Genomic DNA, 19,192 nt, shown 5'->3' on the forward strand with positions numbered 1-19,192 from the left:
GAGTGGGTGTAGGGGGGATTGATATTAATAATAGTTTACTGCCGGGTTTTTGAATGTCTCTATCATTTTATATTCATTGGAGAAGTGAATGAGCAGCTGATAAATATTTAAGGAAAATTCTTTTTTTAATAAAAATAAATTTTGTTAATCAATCCTTAAGCTTATTTGTTTTACACTAATAAAAAGCGAAGAGGAGACTGCCATGTCAAATAAAAAATTAACTGAACGTTTGAACTATGAACTTGACGAACTTGGTGTTCCTGCCTTAATGACAGAGCGCGTCCAAGCGTGTTCTAAGATGTTTGAATTACCTAAATACAAAATTGAAGCTTTATTACATGGGGTTGCTTTAGATGGCACAACCATGCAAAGAATTGCCGAAGAGCTTGAGGTCAGCCCCGATTGGTTATTCGGTGGCACCGAAGAAAAAACCACACATTAATCAACTTTGGTTGGGCCTTTGGCCCAACTTCCCACGAACCACCTATAGACAACAGGTAAAACCGGATTAAAAAAGGTCTTAATTTCTTTCATAAATGCGGATTATTTCTTTTTGTATCTGGTATGATAAAGCGCTAATTGATTCTTCTACCCAATCAGAAATTTTCTGATTTATAGTAATTCCATCAATTTCAATCCCGTAAAATATTACATTTTTGGGTAATTCACCCAGCACACAAGCCAATTGCAATGCATGAGGAACACTCATTCCATGAGTTGAAAACTGCTTTTTAGGCTCTAAAACATCTTCTTTTTGAAACTGGTGAATGGTACCCACGGGGCTTCCAGATTTGACTGCATCAATAATAAAAACTGTATCGAACCCTTCGAGCAACTCAATGAGGCGAACTCCTGGCCGATCATGGCTTTCAAGGATTAAATAAGGCATTATTTCCGGATAGAATGAGAGCAACTGTTTTAGCCTTTCTATGACCATCCATCCCGCTTGATCGTCCCCAAAAGGAGAACCTATGCCTAAAACCTTTATGATCATTGGCGATTGACTTTTAAAGTTAGAAAATGGGTCGAACAGGAAATGCAGGGATCATAATTGCGAATAATCATTTCACTGTAGGTGCGTAACAACGTTTCATCCTGATGTAATCCGTATTGCATCAAAGAAATACGTAAATCTTCTTCAACCCTTGCCTGATTTTGACTTGTTGGGGGAACAATCCGGGCAGATTGAACCAAACCTTGTTCATCTAATTGAAAATGTTGCCATAAAGTCCCACGAGGGGCTTCGGTGCACCCAAATCCGCTCCCTGCGCGTGGTTTAACTGTTGGATGGGCTTTCTCTGGAATTTCATAAAGTTCCATAATGCGTATGGATTCTAAGACACAAAAGTAGATTTCGACCGCCCGGGCTATAATACTGTGGTACATATTACGAGTTGGAAAATTTATGTTTAATTCTTGTAAAAGTAGATGAATGGGTACTGGAAGGTGTCCAAAACAATTATTAACTCGGGAAAGGGGACCCACTAAATAAGTTTTTTTATGTAGTAAACAATGCAGCGCTGTGGAGTAGGGCACTTGTTTTTCTTTGAAATAATTATCAAATTCATCAATGCTGATATTTAACCCCTGGTCGGAAACCAATCTGCCTTCATTGAAGGGATATTCTGTTGGATGATAAAGAGACACACAGGTAAACTCATGCGCATTATTGGGAAGTGGCAGCTGTGCGAGCCAGCGGATTAATGCCTCACAATCTTCAATTCGTGCTTTTGCTTTCTCTAAAAGAGAATGTATTTCTCCAGGTTGAGGCGCCCTATAAAAACCGCCTATACAAGCACCCACTGGATGAATGGAACGGCCGCCAAATAATTTAATGAGATCATTGCCAAAAGATTGTAAACGAATGCCCCTTCTGACCTCTTCGGGATAACTTTTTGCCATTTCGGGCGCCGATTTAAATCCTAAAAAATCGGGTAAAGCTAAAAAATGAATGTGCATGCTATGACTTTCTAACCATTCACCGCAATAGAATAGACGGCGCATCTCACGAACCCAGGAAGTGGGTTGAATACCAAAACATTGTTCTATAGCCTGGGTTGCGCTCATCTGATAAGCAACAGGACAAATCCCACAAATACGCGCAACAAAATCCAAAACATCATCGTAGCTTCTTCCTTCAAGAAATTTTTCAAACAAACGGGGAGGTTCATAAATTTTTAACTGTAATTTGCTAATTTTGTTGTTCCGAATGTGCAACTCAAGTGCTCCCTCACCTTCAACTCGTGCCAAAATGGGAACATTAATGGAAATTTCATGATTCATTGCTGATTTTAATTCCCTTAAAGTAAGCGCCTGCTTTGTGGAAAGCAGGCGCTTGATTATTAATATGTAAAAATTTTTGCGCAATCGCCTCTTTTGATAATCCTAAATGTTCAAACCAGTTCCCCAAAGATTGTGTATTTGGATTTTCTTGAGGACCATAACATGCATAACAGCCTCGTCCAACAGAGGGGCAGAGAGAGCCACACCCTAGTTTGGTTACCGGTCCCATACAGGGTTGTTTTTTGGTTACCAGAACACAGACATTTCCTTTACGCTTGCACTCCATACATTCAGAATCTTTTTTGATGCGTGGCGTTGAATTGAATAATAAAGAACGAACGGTTTCGAGCACTTGCTTGCCATTCACAGGACAGCCCCATAATTCCCAGTCAACTCGCACGTGATGGGCAATGGGCGTGGATGTACTTAGACTTTTAATGTATTTTGGTGAGGCGTATATCTGACTAATCCATTCTTTAGCGTCCGCGGCATTACGTAATGCTTGGACGCCCCCTGCAGTAGCACAAGCACCGATGGTGATAATGTACTTACTGTTTTGTCGAATTTTTTTTATGCGTTGTTCTTCATCAGGGGTAGAGATACTTCCTTCAACAAAGGCAATATCGACCTTTTCATCTATTCCAATAGCGCCTGCTTCCGAAAAATGAACCATATCCACGAGTTCGGATAAGGTAAGTAAATCCTCTCCGGCATTTAAAAAAGCCAATTGACATCCGTCGCAAGAGGTAAATTTATGTACGGCCAATCTTGGCTTCATGTTCGTTAAAATCCTGGTTCATTAAATAAATGCTTTATTTCAGTATAAGCAAATACAGGGCCATCTTTACATATAAATAAACCCCCATATTGGCAATGACCACATTGTCCAACCCCACATTCCATATTTCTTTCCATGCTTAAATAAATATCTTTTTCTGAAATTTTTCTCTGTTTGAATATTTTAACAGCAGTATTCATCATCATTTCGGGACCGCACATCATCACGATGGTATTTTCTGGATTTATAGAAAGTGGGTCAATCATATCGGTCACGTATCCAACTGACCATGGCCACTTTGGTCCAGCCTGATCTGCGGCAATATGAATGACCGTATTGGGTGATTTTTGCCAGCTGGAATATTGTTTTCTAAAAATAAAGTCATCACTGTGTTTGACGCCTTGTAAGATGCTTAAATGGCCATAGTGCGTTCTGCGAGCTAATATATATTCGATAATTGATACTGAAGGAGCACAACCTAAGCCTCCGGTAAGCACTATCACATCTTTCCCCTTTGTTTGTTCGAGTGGCCAGCCGCGCCCGTAAGGACCACGAACCCCAATTTGGTCTCCTTGCTGAAGTTTTTGCAAGGTTTTAGTGACTCTCCCGATGGCGCGGATGGTATGCGTGAGAATATCTTTATTTTCTGGATCAGAGACAATAGAGATGGCCACTTCACCTACACCATATAGGTAGAGCATATTAAATTGACCTGGGGAAAAGAGAAATTGTTGATGATGTTCAGGATTGTCAAAACGTAAATGCAAGGTAAAAATCGTCGAGGATTCTTCAATTTTTTCAACAACCGTTGCTGCAAGCGGTAAATAGGGATCAAGGCAGAGTGGCTTCATTTTTCTTTGACCTTTATATTGGATTCCCCTGAAATTGCCGCCAATTCCTCAGTGATATCAATACCCACGGGGCACCATGTAATGCAGCGGCCACAGCCGACACAACCGCTCGTATCGAACTGGTCAAACCAACTGCCTACTTTATGCGTTAGCCATTGTCTATACCGTTTACGCGTATCGTCACGAATTACTGCCCCACTTAAATAACTGTGGCCTGCGGTAAAGCAGGAATCCCATTCACGTTGGTGTTCGCTGCTTGAGCCATCTAAGGCAGGTTTTTCTGCTTCACTGTGGCAAAAACAAGTGGGGCAGACTGAGGTGCAGTTCCCACAAGACAAACATCGTTCTGCCACATCTTCCCATCTTGGATGATTTAAATTGGAAAATAATAAATCCCGCAAACCCAATTGATTATTCAAGGGTATTCTCTTGGTCTGCATCGCGGCTGCTTCTTTCACTTGCTGGTCTGCCTTTTTGCATTGGTTGGTTTTGGCTTCTGCTAATGCGAGTGTATCTATTATCGTTTGTCCCCTTTCGCTGCCGCTCTCCACTTTAAACCCGTCATCAATTTCAGTCAGGAGAATATCAAATGAATGCTGAACTTCAGGTCCAGTGCCTGCGGACACACAAAAACAATTATTCGAGGAATAGGAACAATTGACCGCAATGATGAATAATTGTTGACGGCGTTTTGTATAACGGGGATCAGGATGGGCACTTTCAATAAATACTTTATCTTGTATCTTCATTGCTGCAATATCACAAGCCCGTGCTCCGATAATTGCAATGGGCCGTTCATCGGATTGATGCGGTTGAAAAATTAATTGACCATCAGCATCCCGAGTGACTTTCCACACTGTTTCTTGAGGCTTAAATAAAAGAGGTTTTATCGCTTGTGGTCCATTGGCAAAAGCAAATGCTTTTTGCTCGTTAAGTTGTTCTAACTCATAACCACCAGGAGTTTGATGATCCCGTATTCCCCAAGGAAGTTGATTTACATCTGCAAGTAGATCATAAACAATAGCTCCATCGCGTACTTGGGGTCCGACACAGGAGTAGCCTGCGTTGTACAAAGCACCTAGGAGATCCTGTAATTTTAAATGAGGCATGAAATAGCTTGTTTTATTTTCCATACAACTCCTGTAGCTGGGTAAGTAAGTCTCTTTAACCTAGATTTTCTTCCATTGATTATGAGTTGATTTATCCCCTATTCAGATAAGACAAGTTTTCTCAATTAACATTCCACTTTGTTTTTGAGATGGATTCCCGCCTGCGCGGGAATGACAAGGATCTGAGTCATTTGTAAGATGTGTTCCCCTTAGCAATGATGACAAAAATTCTGGACATTCACGCGTAGGCGGTATCCATCTATCCAAACAATTCAATGGTCAAATCAAACAACAGAACCCCCTGTCATTCCTACGCAGGCGGGAATCCATCAATCTACACAATCCAATGGCCAGATCAAACAACAGGAGATAACCCCTGCCATTCCCGCGCAGGCGGGAATCCATTTACCAAAACAATCCAATGGCCAAATAAAACAATAGGAGATAACCCACCTGCCATTCCCGCGCAGGCGGGAATCCATTTATCAACTCAATTCAAAGTCCAAATTCACCCAATGAGAAAGCTCTCCACTATGTCATTCCCGCGCAGGCGGGAATCCATCTATCTACACAATCCAATGGCCAGATCAAACAACAGGAGATAACCCCACCTGCCATTCCCGCGCAGGCGGGAATCCATTTATCAACTCAATTCAAAGTCCAAATTCACCCAATGAGAAAGCTCTCCACTATGTCATTCCCGCGCAGGCGGGAATCCATCTATCTACACAATCCAATGGCCAGATCAAACAACAGGAGATAACCCCACCTGTCATTCCCGCGCAGGCGGGAATCCATCTATCTACACATCCAATGGCCAGATCAAACAACAGGAGATAACCCCACCTGCCATTCCCGCGCAGGCGGGAATCCATTTATCAACTCAATTCAAAGTCCAAATTCACCCAATGAGAAAGCTCTCCACTATGTCATTCCCGCGTAGGCGGGAATCCATCTATCCACACAATCCAATGGCCAAATTAACAAGAGCAGATAACCCACCTGCGCAGGCGGGAATCCATTTATCAAAACAATCCAATGGCTAAATTGATCCAATGCGGATTCTTTTCCTCTATTAAATTTATTTTCCATTGTCTGTTCCACTTCTTAATCTGTTTTTCTCGTCTAATAGCCTCATTCACATCAGAATGCGCCTCATAATAAACAAGGTTATGGACCTTATATTTTTTTGTAAATCCCTCGACTAAATCATTACAATGTTGATAGAACCGTTGTTCTAAATTCCTCGTGACTCCGACATATAATGTCCCATATTTTTCGCTCGCTAACAAATAAACATAGTACTGTTTTTCTTCCATGGCTGTATCCATTAAACTCGCTTTGCTCCAACATTTCCTAAGATGGAGCATCGTTCTCTAACAAATCCGCGGCAACTGCTCACCCGTTAACCAATCAACAATTCTCATTCCTCCGAATTTCGTTTTAAGCTGTACCAAATGACGAGGGTCCTCGATGACTTCGCCAATAATTTCTGCATGTTGTCCCAAAGGATGAGCTCGCATTGAGTTTAAAAGGATTTCAGCATCCCCAGGCGCACAAATCGCCACTAATTTTCCTTCATTGGCAACATACAGGACATCAAGACCTAATAACTCGCAGGCACTTGCTACTTCAGTGCGTATGGGAATTTTATTTTCATCAAGTATGAACCCCACCTGAGATTGCATTGCAAATTCATTTAAGGTCGTTGCCAAACCTCCGCGAGTTGGATCGCGTAAGCAATGGATATCGGGTACTGCTCGAACCATGTGGGCGACCAAATCATGGAGTGGCGCACTGTCCGATTGAATATGGGTTTGAAACTGTAAATTATTCCTATGCGCCATAATGGTAACCCCATGGTCGCCCATATAGCCGCTGACTAGGACGCGGTCTCCAGGCTTGGCTCGATTTCCGGAAATATTGAGCCCTTCAGGAACCACTCCTATTCCTGTTGTAGTGATGAAAACCCCATCTCCTTTTCCTCGCTCAACTACTTTAGTGTCCCCTGCAATAATAGAAACTTGAGCTTCTTTTGCAGCATTTGCCATGGAATCAACAATTTTTTGCAAGTCAGCAAGGGCAAAACCTTCTTCCAAAATAAAACTTGCCGTTAAGTACAAAGGCTTGGCACCCGACATCACAAGGTCATTCACTGTACCATGGACTGATAAGGACCCAATATTGCCGCCGGGAAAAAATAAAGGCGAAATGACATGGGCATCGGTTGTCATCACCATCCGTCCTGGAAATACAGCAAAACACGCACAATCATTTCCTGCGGAAAGCCATGGGTTGTCGAAAGCAGATAAAAATATTTGCTCAATGAGTTGTACCATGGCTCGACCCCCGCTGCCATGATTTAGATTAATCACTCCTTTTTTCATTTTGAGTTTTGGTGCTTTTATTTTTTTGGTCGCTACTGCTTCAATATTCATTTATCCGTCCATAAGCATATACTGCCGCACATGCTCCTTCTGAAGAAACCATACAAGAACCCAATGGATTTTCCGGGGTGCATGCTTTAGCAAATAATTTACATTCTTTGGGTTTTTTTACCCCACGAAGAACCTCACCACAAAGACATTGCTTGTGTTCTTGGGAAATAAACTCGGGGATACTGAATCTGTTTTCCGCGTCAAACGCAGCGTATTCTTTTCTAATTTTTAGAGCGCTTTGAGGAATAAAACCTAACCCACGCCACTCAAATTGATCACGTAATTCAAATACCTCAGCCATTATCTTTTGTGATATTTGGTTTCCCATACGCTGGACGGCTCGAGTGTACTGAATTTCTACGTCACAACGTTGTTCATTGATTTGTTGCAGGAGCATTAAAATTGAATGCAACACATCTAAAGGTTCAAATCCTGAAATAACAATGGGTTTATTATATTTTTGACAGATAGTTTCGTAGGGTTTACTTCCAATAACAATACTGACATGGGCAGGACCTATAAATCCATCGAGTGTCACTTCATCCGATTGCAGTAAATGATCCATCGGCACGGGGGTGACAACATGATTACAAAAGACACTGAAATTGCCCAGATTTAATTGTTTTGCTTGATGAATGACCAAGGCGGTTGGTGGCGTCGTGGTTTCAAAGCCAATGGCAAAAAATACAATTTCTTTTTTCGGGTTTTCCTGAGCAATTTTCAAGGCATCTTGTGCTGAGTAGATCATACGTACATCAGCTCCCGTAGCTTTGGCCTGTAACAGGTTTCTTTGTCCGGAGCCGGGAACACGCAACATGTCCGCATAACTGCAAAGAATCACGTCCGGTAGAGAAGCCAATGCAATCGCTTTGTCTGTTATCGACATGGGTAAAACACAGACTGGACACCCCGGGCCATGAATCATTTCTACATTGGCAGGGAGTAAACTTGGAATACCATAACGATGAATGGCATGTGTATGGCCGCCACAAAATTCCATAAATTGATAGCAACGATCAGGATCAGCATGTAGTGCAATATCGCGTGCAAGAACTGTCGCATAATCTCCATTTCTAAAGTCTTCAATGTATTTCATGATGCTTCCTGCGCCATTCGCGCGAATAAACCAAGGGTCTTTTGCGCTTCGTGTTCATCAAGACGGGTTAAAGCGTAGCCCACATGAATAATCACATAATCTCCTAGAGACACTTCCTCCAATAAAGCAGTCGAAATCTCCTTAGAGATCCCGCCTATGTTGACCACGGCTCGGTCATCATCAAGAATTTGGGTAATTTGTGCGGGTAAAGCCAAACACATAAAATATCCTTTCCATCACCTGGCCGAGTTTCATTAAGCGCTACCCAGCTCCTAAAACAAATTGCCGGCTATCCATGCTTGCCCTAAAGAAATTCCCCCATCATTTGCGGGTAGTATTCTCGGTAAAAAAGAGGTAATGCCGGATTGCTTCAAGTTTTTGGTTAATCCATCAGCTAAAATTCGATTTATAAAACAACCGCCGCTCAATACTACCATATCAATTTTTCTTTCTCGACACGTTTCCGTGATCCACGAGGTGAGCCCAGAAATAAGAGTCCCATGAAATAAATTGGCGCCAGAGACTGGATCAATCGCCCTTGCGAGAAAATCAAGGGTAGGTGTCATATCGAAAAAATTCCCTTGTATTCTCCACCCCTGAGCAAGAGTTTGTACCTTTGTCACCAAACTTTCCAGACGCATTGCAGCGTGTCCTTCATACTCCGACATTAACTGAATGCCCAGCAATGCGCTGGCTGCATCAAACAAGCGGCCGCAACTGCTTGTTTCTGGACTATTTATTTTTTTATCTAAAATTTGCTGGATTAAGCGTGATTGAGGAAACTCAGAAAATCGGCGCTCAATTTCATGGCCCAAACCCAAATAATGCAAAATACTTGCCGCCATTCTCCAAGGCTCCCGTGCTGCAGCTTCTCCACCAGGTTGCGACAATGGGAGAAAAGAGCCTATACGAGAAAACCTGTTTTTCTCTACAAAGAACAGCTCCCCACCCCATGATTCCCCTTGGGTGCCATACCCGTATCCATCAAGCGCTAAACCCAATACTGGATTTTGTATGCCTTGTTCTGCAATGACAGACGCTAAGTGCGCATGATGATGTTGAACTGCGAATGCTGGAATTTCATAGTTTTTTGCAAACCGTGTGGTATAAAAATCAGGATGCATGTCATGAGCAATCCGTTCGGGCGTGATGCCAAGAAAATCTAACCAATGTTCCAAAGATTCATGGAAAAATTCAATGGTTGCTTTGTTATTTAAACTACCAATATATTGGGACACAAAAGCTTCATCACCGCGTGTGATGCAAAAAGTATTCTTTAGATGACCGCCTAAAGCCAGCGTAGGCGGAATAGAATAGGGGAGTTGAATGGGTGTCGGTACAAACCCTCGGGCCCGGCGAATGAATATCGGAGTATCTTGGACAAAGCGCAGGACCGAATCATCAGCGCGCGTCACGATATGACGATTATAGGAAATGATTTTATCGGCAATTTCACTGAGCTCTTGCTCTGCACTTGAGTTTTCAATAATGAGTGGTTCGCCCCCTAAATTGGCACTGGTTACCACTAAAATGGTTTCTTGGATTTGATCTAACCATGACAAACCTTCTTTATTTCCGGAGAACGCATGAAATAGTAAATAATGTATTGGGGAATTAGGAAGCATTATTCCTAAAGTATTTAAACCGGGGGCGACTCCATCTAATTCTTTCAATCCGGCATTTTTTTGTAGCAATACGATTGGACGCGCATTACTTTCTAATAGTTCTTGCTCTTTTGAGTTGATTGTCACTATACGTTTTGCACTGAGGCTGTTCGCAACCATGAGTGCAAAAGGCTTTGCATCCCGGTTTTTTCTTAACCTTAATTTGGCGACAGTTTCCTCATTGCGCGCATCACAAATCAATTGATAACCGCCCACCCCTTTTAAAGCAATGATTTCTCCCTGTAATATCCAGTTGGCTATTTCATCTATAGAACAGGATAGTTGAGGACCGCAATGGCAACAGGCAGTGGGTTGTGCATGATAGCGTCTGTTTTCGGGGTTGTTGTAATCTGCTTGGCATTCCAGGCATAAAGGGAATGCATCCATTGAAGTTTGCTCCCGATCGTAAGGAAGCTTTCGCGTGATGGTGAAGCGCGGCCCACACTGGGTACAGTTTAAAAAAGGGTAAAGAAAATACCTACTTTGGGAATCAAACAATTCTTTGAGGCAGTCAGAGCAAATACTGCCATCTGGAGTGATCATCGTATTTGCTTGGCCAGACTGACTTTGATGTATTTTAAAAATGGATTCGTTGGCAGTGGGTGCAATAAATTCTTGATGGATACGACTTATTTTGGCAAGCGGCGGTAAGTTTCCCTGCAAGTGATGCAAAAAATCACCTGCTAATTTTCCTTGTACTTCAATCAAAACACCAGAAGCATTATTTTGAATCCAACCCGTTAAACCAAGCTGTTGGGCAATACGATATGCACAAGGCCTAAAACCCACACCCTGAACTTGACCCTGGATCGCTATTCTAAGGCGTTGCATGGTTTATATGGGTTTTCTTTGTTTTTGCTTTAACCAATGATACCAATTTTGTAAACCCTCGCCCTGGGTGGCAGAAAGATGAATGGTCTCTATATCAGGATTGATTCGCCGTGCGTAATCGATACACTGGTCCATATCAAAAGATACATAAGGCAGCAGGTCTGTTTTGGTGATGATCATGAGATCGGCACAGCGAAACATATCCGGGTATTTCAAAGGCTTATTATCGCCCTCGGTCACTGAAAGAATGACAATTTTGAATTGCTCACCCAAGTCAAATAACGCAGGACAAACCAGATTACCGACATTCTCGATGATGAGAAGCGAATTTTCTTTTAAAGAAAGTTCTTCTAAAGCATGACCCACCATATGTGCATCCAGATGGCAGGTTTTTCCGGTATTAATTTGTATGGCAATTCCGCCGCTGGACTTAATCAATTCTGCATCATGATTGGTTTGTTGATCGCCAACGATCACGCTGATATCCAATTCATGCTGTAAATCGGAAATTGTTTTTGCCAAAAGCGTTGTTTTTCCAGAACCCGGGCTGGACATAATATTTAGCGCCAAAACATTTTTTTTTGTTAAAAAAGTTTGATTGTTCTGAGCATATTTCTGATTTTGGGCTAATATATTTTGCTCTACATGAATGAGATGCTCTTCATGATGATGGTGTGCGTGGCCATGCATTTTTTCATGCGTAGGGTGCTCCATTTCATGATGTTCTTCAGAACAACCGCAAATGCCACACATTATTCTACCTCCATCGACTTAACCCGTAATTCTTCCCCTTGGACTACTTTAAGTGCATGACTGCCACAATTCCGGCAGGCATCATAATATTGTGTTAAAGGGCTTCTTTTTTGGCAGGATTCACAAATGGCCTCACCCGGTGTCTCTACAATCAAAAGCTCTGCATGTTCCGCGAGTGTCCCTGCTGCAATTAAATTAAAACAAAACATTAAAGATTTTTTTTCAATAGCCGCTAGCTGGCCAATTTCTAAAACAATTTTTTTTATCCGTGTGCACTGAGTAGTATTGGCTTTTTGTTTGATGATTTCAAGAATATTGCGGCATAGCCATAATTCATGCATTTCTTGAGCTCACATTATTGGTATATTTTTAATATATTAAACAAACCAATCAATAAACTAAAGCCGGCAATGGTTAATCCTGCCAAACGAGAGAGTGCAAGAGATATTAAATCTGCGCGTTGGATTAAGGATGAAACAAATAATCCATTGAAGCCATCTGAAACCATCATACCCAACATAAAAAAAGTTCCAAGAATGCCGGAAAATACCCATCCAGCCATTGCCCGTGCCGAAAGAGAAAATAAAACCACTTGACTTACAGTATCAAAGGAAAGGGCAAAAAGGGCGCCAATCAATATGATAAAAAAAGGATTGATGGAGGGGTGGATTAATTTGGTGGCGAAATAATTTTTTAATCCTTTAGGCAGGGTGGAGGAAGAGGGGCCTTGGATCACACTCCAGAGATTCAGTAAGCCAAAAAGTACTAAAAAAGTAATGGAAATACTATTGCCTAACCCCTCGAGCCATTGTGGAACCTCTATGGGTTTCATGCCATTGCCAATGATTAAGCTGACTAAAATGACGACCAGGCCATGGCCAAGAGAAAATAAAAATCCGACAATTTTCGCAAGAGTTCGACGTGTACGGACAATCCTCGCTACCGAGTCAATGGTTGCTAGATGATCCAAATCAAAGCCATGACGGAGGCCCAAAGCAAAAGCCATAGCGATTAAAAGAAACCCAGATCCTGTCATACGATAATCCATTTATTCTTTTTGTAGAGCCCGGTAGTTTGCAACCGGTATTATCCTGATGTGATTTACCTACTCCAGCAACTCCAAGACTTTTTCAGGCGGCCGCCCAATAATGGCTTTATTCTTGTAAGTCACTATAGGTCTTTGCATTAAAATCGGTTCTTTGTGCATCGCCTGGAGTATCTGATCTTCATTCTCTAACGAAAGTCTGAGATCTTTAAATACTTTCTCATCAGTACGAACAAACTCTTGTAATGGGAAATGTGCTTTTAAAGAGTGCAATTGCTCAAGGGAGAGGGGCGTTTTAAGGTATTCGACCACAACTGGCTCATAACCTTTGCTTCGAAGCAGTTCCAAAGCTTGTCTTGATTTGGAACAACGGGGATTGTGATAGATGGTAATTTCTTGCATTTTTTAGTGTTTTTGGGAAATATAATATGAAATATAACCTTTTTTTTAAATTTAATCATTTAATTCTGATTAATTAAAATAAAGAAGCGCGTTTAGAAATGTTATCGATTGCTTCTGGGGTCAATAAGTTTTTGAATGAAAGAATGAACCAAAGGATTTAATGGGAAAAGTTGGGCAGAAGCCCAACTTTTTAAATTTTCAAGGAGGTATCTACATCAGGTGCATCATCTATTTTTATTTTTGCTCTTAAAACATTTTTAAAGTTTTCTTGTACATTTTCATCTTTAATTACAGCAGATGAATCAAGCGTTGTATCAATCAAGAAACCTTTAGCTGCTAGACCAACCCATTTCAGGGCATTATTTAACTTATCTTTAATAAAATTCCAAATGGTAGGTTCAGAAGCTAATTTTTTATAATTATTTTTCATTACCAACTGGCAACTAGTAAGGAATTTAGCGAGGGCATCCTCTTTTTTATAGTTTTTCTGAAATTCAACTAAGCTCATACTTAGTTCTACTGCCATTTTCTGTCTTATTAAATCTGTTCCCAAACCTATTTCACCTTTAAAAGAATTGAGAGACTCTACAAGCTCAACCACAGATTCAATCGCCGGGGGGACATTTTTAATTCTTTTTAATGCCCTTTTTGCTTCCTTTACTCCCTCTGTTATTTGAGGATCCTCTTCGGCCTGCACCTGGACTTGAGCAGCCTTTAGTTGTTTCCAAATCCCATGCTGTCCCAAAATATCACTCATTGCTTCTTTTTTTCTTTGTTCTATTTCTTCTTTCTTTAATTGTGCTTCTTTTCTAGCTTTACCCTTTTCTAGAGCTGCGTTGACCCTACTTTTTTGGTCAGAGGCATAAGCATCTGAGAACTTACCTTTTCTACTTCTCTCGCGATTACTAAATGACATAAAAAATTCCTCAATTAAACCCAATTGTACTCAATTATAAATCATTAAGATTACAAAATACACATAAATTAATAGACCATGCCAAAAAACATAAAAAAGGGTTCAAATAGCTTAAATTATTTTATGAGTACTATGTGCTCACCATATGATCATATTGATTTATTTAATTTAATATTGATTTAATATTTTCTTAATATTTAATTTGTATAATGAGAGTGTCAGAAATAAAAAAATACAAATGGAAGGTTAATTAAATAAACAGTAAGATGATATTAAATGCAACGTGTGCTATAAATAGTAATAGTAATTAAATTTTTGGAGGCTTATTATGTCTTGGTTCAAAGGTGCTGGAAAAAAAATAGAAGAAGGGATTGGTAAAGTTAAAAAGGGTGTGCGTGGTTTAAATGCTGAATTGAATGATGAAAGTCCTGTTCATAAATCAGTACAAAATCTATATACTAGAATAGAAACAGTTTTTAATAGAGAAAAGGAAGATCTTCCTCAGGATGTAAAAGAGGCTGCTCGAGGTATGCTTCGTGAATTGAGAGGCCTTTTAGATGCAGACTCTAAAAATGGTTGGGCAAAAGCTCCAAAGTTTCAACATCAATTAGCTGAGCAAGCTATTGAGGTTATTCATAAATATCAACCTAAAATGGAAGCTTCCCCTGGTTTTTTCAACCGAATTGCGGCTCATATAAATAACTTTATAGAAGAGCTCACTGGGTATAAGGATCTTTTTGAGGTTGAAAAAAGTGAATTCGGTGCTGATGCTGAAGTTCAAAAATATAAAGATTCAATTCGAGGTTTGAAGGCTGATCTTGAGAATAAAGCGCAGCAAAGAGAAGAAGAGGATAGAGGTTATACTCCCTAGTAGTTGCTGAGGATAATTTTTCTCCAAAAATTAATCACTGAATGATCTATTTCAAACTTAATAAAGGGGTGGCATAGCCACCCTTTTCTTTTATACACTACAATTTCCATTAATGACACAATTTACCAAACTCTTCGCAAAGTTAAAATTGTTATTCTGATCGTGAATCACTTCCCAATCAAATACCCCTAAAACAGGATAAGTTCTTGGAGGAACATAAGCGTCACAGCTTGAAGAACTCTTCACACCAGTGCGTAAACATTGAATGGCCCGTTTGATGTTAGGAATCAAGGCCGCAGGAGGCCATCGCTTTGGCCTGAGGCATTAGGCGCAGGGTATCCAAGCACTACCTGGTATGGTTTGAGATAACTGATGTAGGGTTGGAATCCTGTTTTGGCCCTGAAGAAGTGGTTGCTGGCCAGTTCTCGAGAAGATCTGTTGCCATAGCAACTGAAGCATTGGGGCTGCTGGTGTTCTTAGGATCATTACAAATCAAGTCAATTCCAAAGGTACATCCTGCATATACATTTGAATGCCAACCCAGGCTAAAAAATCGTAGGTTTTTCCATTAGCATTTGCGGAACACAGATTTTACATTCCAGGTCCTTTATAGTCGAAATCATCTTCATCTTTTATAGTTATTGAATTTTTTACTTGATCAAATCTTTCCTTTACAGATTGATTTTTAAGTACAGAAGAAGCATCGAGTCTAGTATCCACAAACTTACCATCAGGCTTTAATCCAAAGAATTTACAAACATCATTCATTTTACCCTTAATAGCATTCCATATAGTAGGATCGGCAGCCATTTGTTTATAATGCTCATTTATAATGGCACCACAATTTGTTAGAAAAGCATCTCTTGCATTACGGTGTTTTTCATCTTGATCATTATATTCTGCGCTAAACTTGCCGTTATCTATTGCATTTAAAAAAATATAGACTTGATCTTTCAAATCCAATGCCATTTGTTTCCTAGCCTCATTATTTTTTGGTTTAATTTCACCTTGTATATTATTTAGGATATCAATCAAATCAAAAACAGCAAGTACTGATTCTGGGTAAGCTCCTTCACTATCAACATTTCTATGAGCATCTATATGCTTTCTTGCTTGCACTATTTGCATTTGTAGCGCTGCATCTTGATTCGGATTAACTTTTTGCTCTACACTTTCTTCTCTTATCGTTTGCTTTTCTTTGTTGAACATAAACCTTCTCCTCGAATAATCAAACTCTTATAATTATAAGACAATGTATAAAATAAATACACAAGCTACAATAATGTGTCGTAGCAAAGTGAAAATGTCACATTCTTAGCAAAGTAAAAATGTCACAAACCTTTTTAACTCGCCTTGTTAAAGCATTGCGTTTATTTTTCATTATAACCACTCAAGCAAGGTTTGATTAACAGATCATCTTTTTAATATTTATTTTTTTGATCATTAAACTGTAATCTTGGGATGAAATAAACGGTTAGTCTAAATAGCATAGAGAAATCTAGATGGGTTCCGCAGAGCAGAACCCAGTGATTTAGTTAATTACAATTATTATTCTTCACACAATTCACCAAACTCTTAGCAAAGTTAAAGTTGTTATTTTGATCATGAATCACTTCCCAATCAAATACTCCGCCAAATCCAGGATAAGTTCTTGGGGGAACATAAGTGTCACAACTTGAAGAACTCTTCACTCCAGTGCGTAAACATTGAATGGCCCGTTTGATGTTAGGAATCACGGCCGCAGGGGAGCCATCGCTTTGGCCTGAAGCATTAGGCGCAGGGTATCCAAGCACTACTTGAGATGGTTTGAGATAACTGATATAGGGTTGGAACCCTGTTCTTTGCCCTGAAGAAGTGGTTGCAGGCCAGTTCTCGAGAAGGTCGGTTGCCATGGCAACTGAAGCATTGGGGCTACTGGTGTTATTGGGATCATAACAAATCAAGTCAATTCCAAAGGTACACCCTGCATTGTACATTTGAATGCCAACCCAGGCTAAAGAATCGTGGGTTTGCATCACTAATGATGCATAGTTCCCCCAAGTTGCATCAAACCCGGAGGTTGCAGCAACATTTGCCGTTTGTGGTGTCAGGGTTATCAATAAATTGGGATGCTTTTCATGCATGGTATTGATGATATGGGCTAAAACCGCAATATCCCCAGTAGGGTTGGTAAAAGTACCTCCTGCGTTTATTCCATGCTCGATATCAATATCAAAACCATCAAATTGATATTGCGTCATCAGGTTTTCCAATGAACTGATAAAGGTTTGCTCAAAGGCTGTTGGAGAAGAAGCAGCAGCCACCACCTGATGAAAATCTACTGTGGTATTGGGAATGCTCGTTAAAGCCCCACCTAATGACAGTAATACTTTAATACCTGCAGCATGCAATGACTGAATGTAGCTTGCAGATACGGTATCGAAGGCAGGGGTGATTTGACCTGGAGATGACGTACTAAACACCCCAAACGCTACCTGAATGTGCGTATAACCCGCATTCGCTAATTCTGTCGCGGGAGGAGGGGTAACCCAACCCGGTAAATAACCGATGATTCTGCCGCCACTAGTTGAACTTTGCGTATACGTAATGGTCTCAATAGCAGAAGATGATGCAGTTAGCGGTTGTGGCAAGTAACTCACAGTATAACCATTCACTGATGTGGCGCTGACGGTGTAAATGGCACCATCGGTTAGGCTCACATTACCAGATCCTGAACCATTATTTAAAGAAATCGTTTCAGTGACAGGGGAACCACTACCATTTGGGGTGAAAGTAACATTCACTGAAGAAAGGGAAGAGGGCGCCCCATTCACGGTTACAGGAATACTGTCTTGAGCAACTTGGGTACAATTATAAGACAGTTGTACTGTTGGTGCTAAAGTCGCTGCTGTTGCTGATGTCGGTGCAAAAGTAGCCGTACAATTATAACCATTAAACGCAATGGCGGGAGTTGAGAAAGTATAACTCACCCCATTGGCAAGCTGGTTCACGGTATTGGTAGTGTTCCAATTCACTTGCGCTGTGGTCGCGCTTTGAGTGTCCGTACGCGTCAAAGTCACAGTAGGCTTTCCTGTATAACCCGATAATTGCGAAGGCAGTGCTGCCAGATTGATTTTTATGCTTCCTGTAGTTTGTGTTGCAGTATAGGTTAAGGTGGAGGAAACTGTAGTACCGGAACTTACAGTTAAGTTTGCAGGATTTGCAACGCCTTGATACACCGTTCCGCTACTGTCGGTTACTGTAGTTGGGGATACGGTATAATTACCAGCAGCTAACCCAGAAACAAGTTGCTGTCCTGACCAGGGAACCTGAACTGCGCTTACGGTTTGCCCATTGGACATTAAATTTACGAGGGCATAGGGTTGAGCTACATTGGCAGGTTGTGACGTTGCATTAATTAAATTAATGTTTCCTGTTGCTACAGGGGAGCTCAAATAAACAAGAACACTATTGGCCACATAATCCGCTTGAGGTGCCCCATAGATAATGGTAAAAGAACTTCCCTTAGGCAGCTTACTGTTGGCGCCTGAATAGGTCGGGAATTGTAAAGAAAGAGTGGATAAATAGGTGCCGCCACTTTGTGATTGCGATGTAATTTGCAAATTATTCACGGGATAAGATAATGGTGAAAAATTCCCCCAAAATGAAGTGTTCAGGCTACTTTTGTTTGAAAAAGTTATGGTCGAATTTTGAAAATCAACTGTTTGCGCACAATTGTTGGTTAGTTTCAATGAAACCGTTTGCCAGTGACTTGTTCCCGTGGCGCTGAATTGGCCTGTGACACATGAAGTTGGCTGAGGGGCCACAATCGGCGTTTGAGCAGATACCTGATTATAAAAAACCAAGCAACTCACTAATAATCCTATTTTTTTCATATAGTTCCTTTATTTTGTCTAAGTTTTTATAGGGGATTTTTTACAATAAATACCTTTGGTGTTGAATGCAAGATTTAATAGAGGTTCTTTAAAAGAAAATGGTCTGGATGTGTTAAGTTGTTATTAAGTTAAAGATATAAAAGGGATGTTTTTCAACTAGGTACACCTTCCCCATAGCCCTGGTTTTTAAAAAAATGCTGGATCCCGCGAACAAGTCGCGGGACGTAGAGCATCAGGCAGTGACGTAGAGTGTAGAGCAGTGACGTAGAGTGTAGGGCAG

The 19,192-nt window shown here is 40.7% G+C and carries 19 protein-coding genes; 2 read left to right on the plus strand and 17 right to left on the minus strand.

What is annotated here, in order from left to right:
- The first annotated feature begins 202 nt into the window (after positions 1–202).
- Positions 203–442, plus strand: a complete 240-nt coding sequence (locus tag BU07_RS0107020) for a hypothetical protein (RefSeq protein ID WP_031564631.1) — start codon at positions 203–205, stop codon at positions 440–442.
- A 78-nt stretch (positions 443–520) separates the two neighbouring features.
- On the opposite strand, the gene BU07_RS0107030 is transcribed toward BU07_RS0107020, so the two are convergent.
- From BU07_RS0107030 to BU07_RS0107110, 15 genes are all read right to left on the minus strand, one after another.
- A complete protein-coding gene (locus BU07_RS0107030; protein ID WP_031564633.1) occupies positions 521–994 on the minus strand; it encodes a hydrogenase maturation protease in 474 nt (157 codons plus the stop codon).
- A complete protein-coding gene (locus tag BU07_RS0107035) occupies positions 991–2,283 on the minus strand; it encodes a Ni/Fe hydrogenase subunit alpha (RefSeq protein ID WP_031564636.1) in 1,293 nt (430 codons plus the stop codon). The genes BU07_RS0107030 and BU07_RS0107035 overlap by 4 nt, the downstream gene beginning before the upstream one ends.
- Positions 2,273–3,061 carry an NADH-quinone oxidoreductase subunit B family protein gene (locus tag BU07_RS0107040; protein ID WP_031564638.1) on the minus strand — a complete coding sequence of 263 codons (789 nt, stop codon included), beginning with the start codon at positions 3,059–3,061 and terminating at the stop codon, positions 2,273–2,275. Before BU07_RS0107040 ends, BU07_RS0107035 begins: the two co-directional genes overlap by 11 nt.
- A 5-nt stretch (positions 3,062–3,066) precedes the next feature.
- Entirely contained in the window at positions 3,067–3,912 is an 846-nt protein-coding gene (locus tag BU07_RS0107045) for an FAD/NAD(P)-binding protein (RefSeq protein ID WP_031564640.1), read from the minus strand.
- Entirely contained in the window at positions 3,909–5,045 is a 1,137-nt protein-coding gene (locus tag BU07_RS0107050) for a 4Fe-4S dicluster domain-containing protein (RefSeq protein ID WP_031564642.1), read from the minus strand. The genes BU07_RS0107045 and BU07_RS0107050 overlap by 4 nt, the downstream gene beginning before the upstream one ends.
- Before the next feature lie 1,001 nt (positions 5,046–6,046).
- Positions 6,047–6,340: a GIY-YIG nuclease family protein gene (locus BU07_RS0107065; protein ID WP_031564647.1), complete on the minus strand. Its 294-nt coding sequence runs from the start codon at positions 6,338–6,340 to the stop codon at positions 6,047–6,049.
- 57 nt (positions 6,341–6,397) lie between these two features.
- Positions 6,398–7,459, minus strand: coding sequence for a hydrogenase expression/formation protein HypE (hypE, locus tag BU07_RS0107070; protein ID WP_031564649.1), 1,062 nt, complete (start codon positions 7,457–7,459; stop codon positions 6,398–6,400).
- Positions 7,449–8,555, minus strand: a complete 1,107-nt coding sequence (gene hypD, locus BU07_RS0107075; protein WP_031564651.1) for a hydrogenase formation protein HypD — start codon at positions 8,553–8,555, stop codon at positions 7,449–7,451. Before hypD ends, hypE begins: the two co-directional genes overlap by 11 nt.
- A complete protein-coding gene (locus BU07_RS0107080) occupies positions 8,552–8,776 on the minus strand; it encodes a HypC/HybG/HupF family hydrogenase formation chaperone (protein ID WP_031564652.1) in 225 nt (74 codons plus the stop codon). Before BU07_RS0107080 ends, hypD begins: the two co-directional genes overlap by 4 nt.
- Before the next feature lie 51 nt (positions 8,777–8,827).
- Positions 8,828–11,050, minus strand: coding sequence for a carbamoyltransferase HypF (gene hypF / locus BU07_RS0107085; protein WP_031564654.1), 2,223 nt, complete (start codon positions 11,048–11,050; stop codon positions 8,828–8,830).
- Between the two features lie 3 nt (positions 11,051–11,053).
- On the minus strand, positions 11,054–11,803 hold the full coding sequence (hypB, locus tag BU07_RS0107090; RefSeq protein WP_031564657.1) for a hydrogenase nickel incorporation protein HypB: 750 nt from the start codon (positions 11,801–11,803) through the stop codon (positions 11,054–11,056).
- Positions 11,803–12,144, minus strand: a complete 342-nt coding sequence (gene hypA / locus BU07_RS0107095) for a hydrogenase maturation nickel metallochaperone HypA (RefSeq protein WP_031564659.1) — start codon at positions 12,142–12,144, stop codon at positions 11,803–11,805. The genes hypB and hypA overlap by 1 nt, the downstream gene beginning before the upstream one ends.
- A gap of 14 nt (positions 12,145–12,158) precedes the next feature.
- Positions 12,159–12,839, minus strand: a complete 681-nt coding sequence (locus tag BU07_RS0107100; protein WP_031564661.1) for a HoxN/HupN/NixA family nickel/cobalt transporter — start codon at positions 12,837–12,839, stop codon at positions 12,159–12,161.
- A gap of 69 nt (positions 12,840–12,908) precedes the next feature.
- On the minus strand, positions 12,909–13,250 hold the full coding sequence (gene arsC / locus BU07_RS0107105; RefSeq protein WP_031564663.1) for an arsenate reductase (glutaredoxin): 342 nt from the start codon (positions 13,248–13,250) through the stop codon (positions 12,909–12,911).
- A 190-nt stretch (positions 13,251–13,440) separates the two neighbouring features.
- Positions 13,441–14,166, minus strand: coding sequence for a hypothetical protein (locus BU07_RS0107110; RefSeq protein ID WP_031564665.1), 726 nt, complete (start codon positions 14,164–14,166; stop codon positions 13,441–13,443).
- A 328-nt stretch (positions 14,167–14,494) separates the two neighbouring features.
- On the opposite strand from BU07_RS0107110, the gene BU07_RS0107115 reads away from it, so the two are divergent.
- Positions 14,495–15,037: a hypothetical protein gene (locus BU07_RS0107115; protein ID WP_031564667.1), complete on the plus strand. Its 543-nt coding sequence runs from the start codon at positions 14,495–14,497 to the stop codon at positions 15,035–15,037.
- A gap of 591 nt (positions 15,038–15,628) precedes the next feature.
- Here BU07_RS0107115 and BU07_RS0107120 read toward each other — a convergent pair.
- Complete coding sequence (locus BU07_RS0107120; protein WP_031564670.1) at positions 15,629–16,246, minus strand: hypothetical protein; 618 nt, start codon at positions 16,244–16,246, stop codon at positions 15,629–15,631.
- A gap of 326 nt (positions 16,247–16,572) precedes the next feature.
- Positions 16,573–18,912, minus strand: a complete 2,340-nt coding sequence (locus BU07_RS0107125) for a glycosyl hydrolase family 18 protein (RefSeq protein ID WP_031564672.1) — start codon at positions 18,910–18,912, stop codon at positions 16,573–16,575.
- Between the last annotated feature and the right edge of the window lie 280 nt (positions 18,913–19,192).

This window comes from Legionella wadsworthii DSM 21896 = ATCC 33877, assembly GCF_000701265.1.
Taxonomy (GTDB): Bacteria; Pseudomonadota; Gammaproteobacteria; order Legionellales; family Legionellaceae; genus Legionella; species Legionella wadsworthii.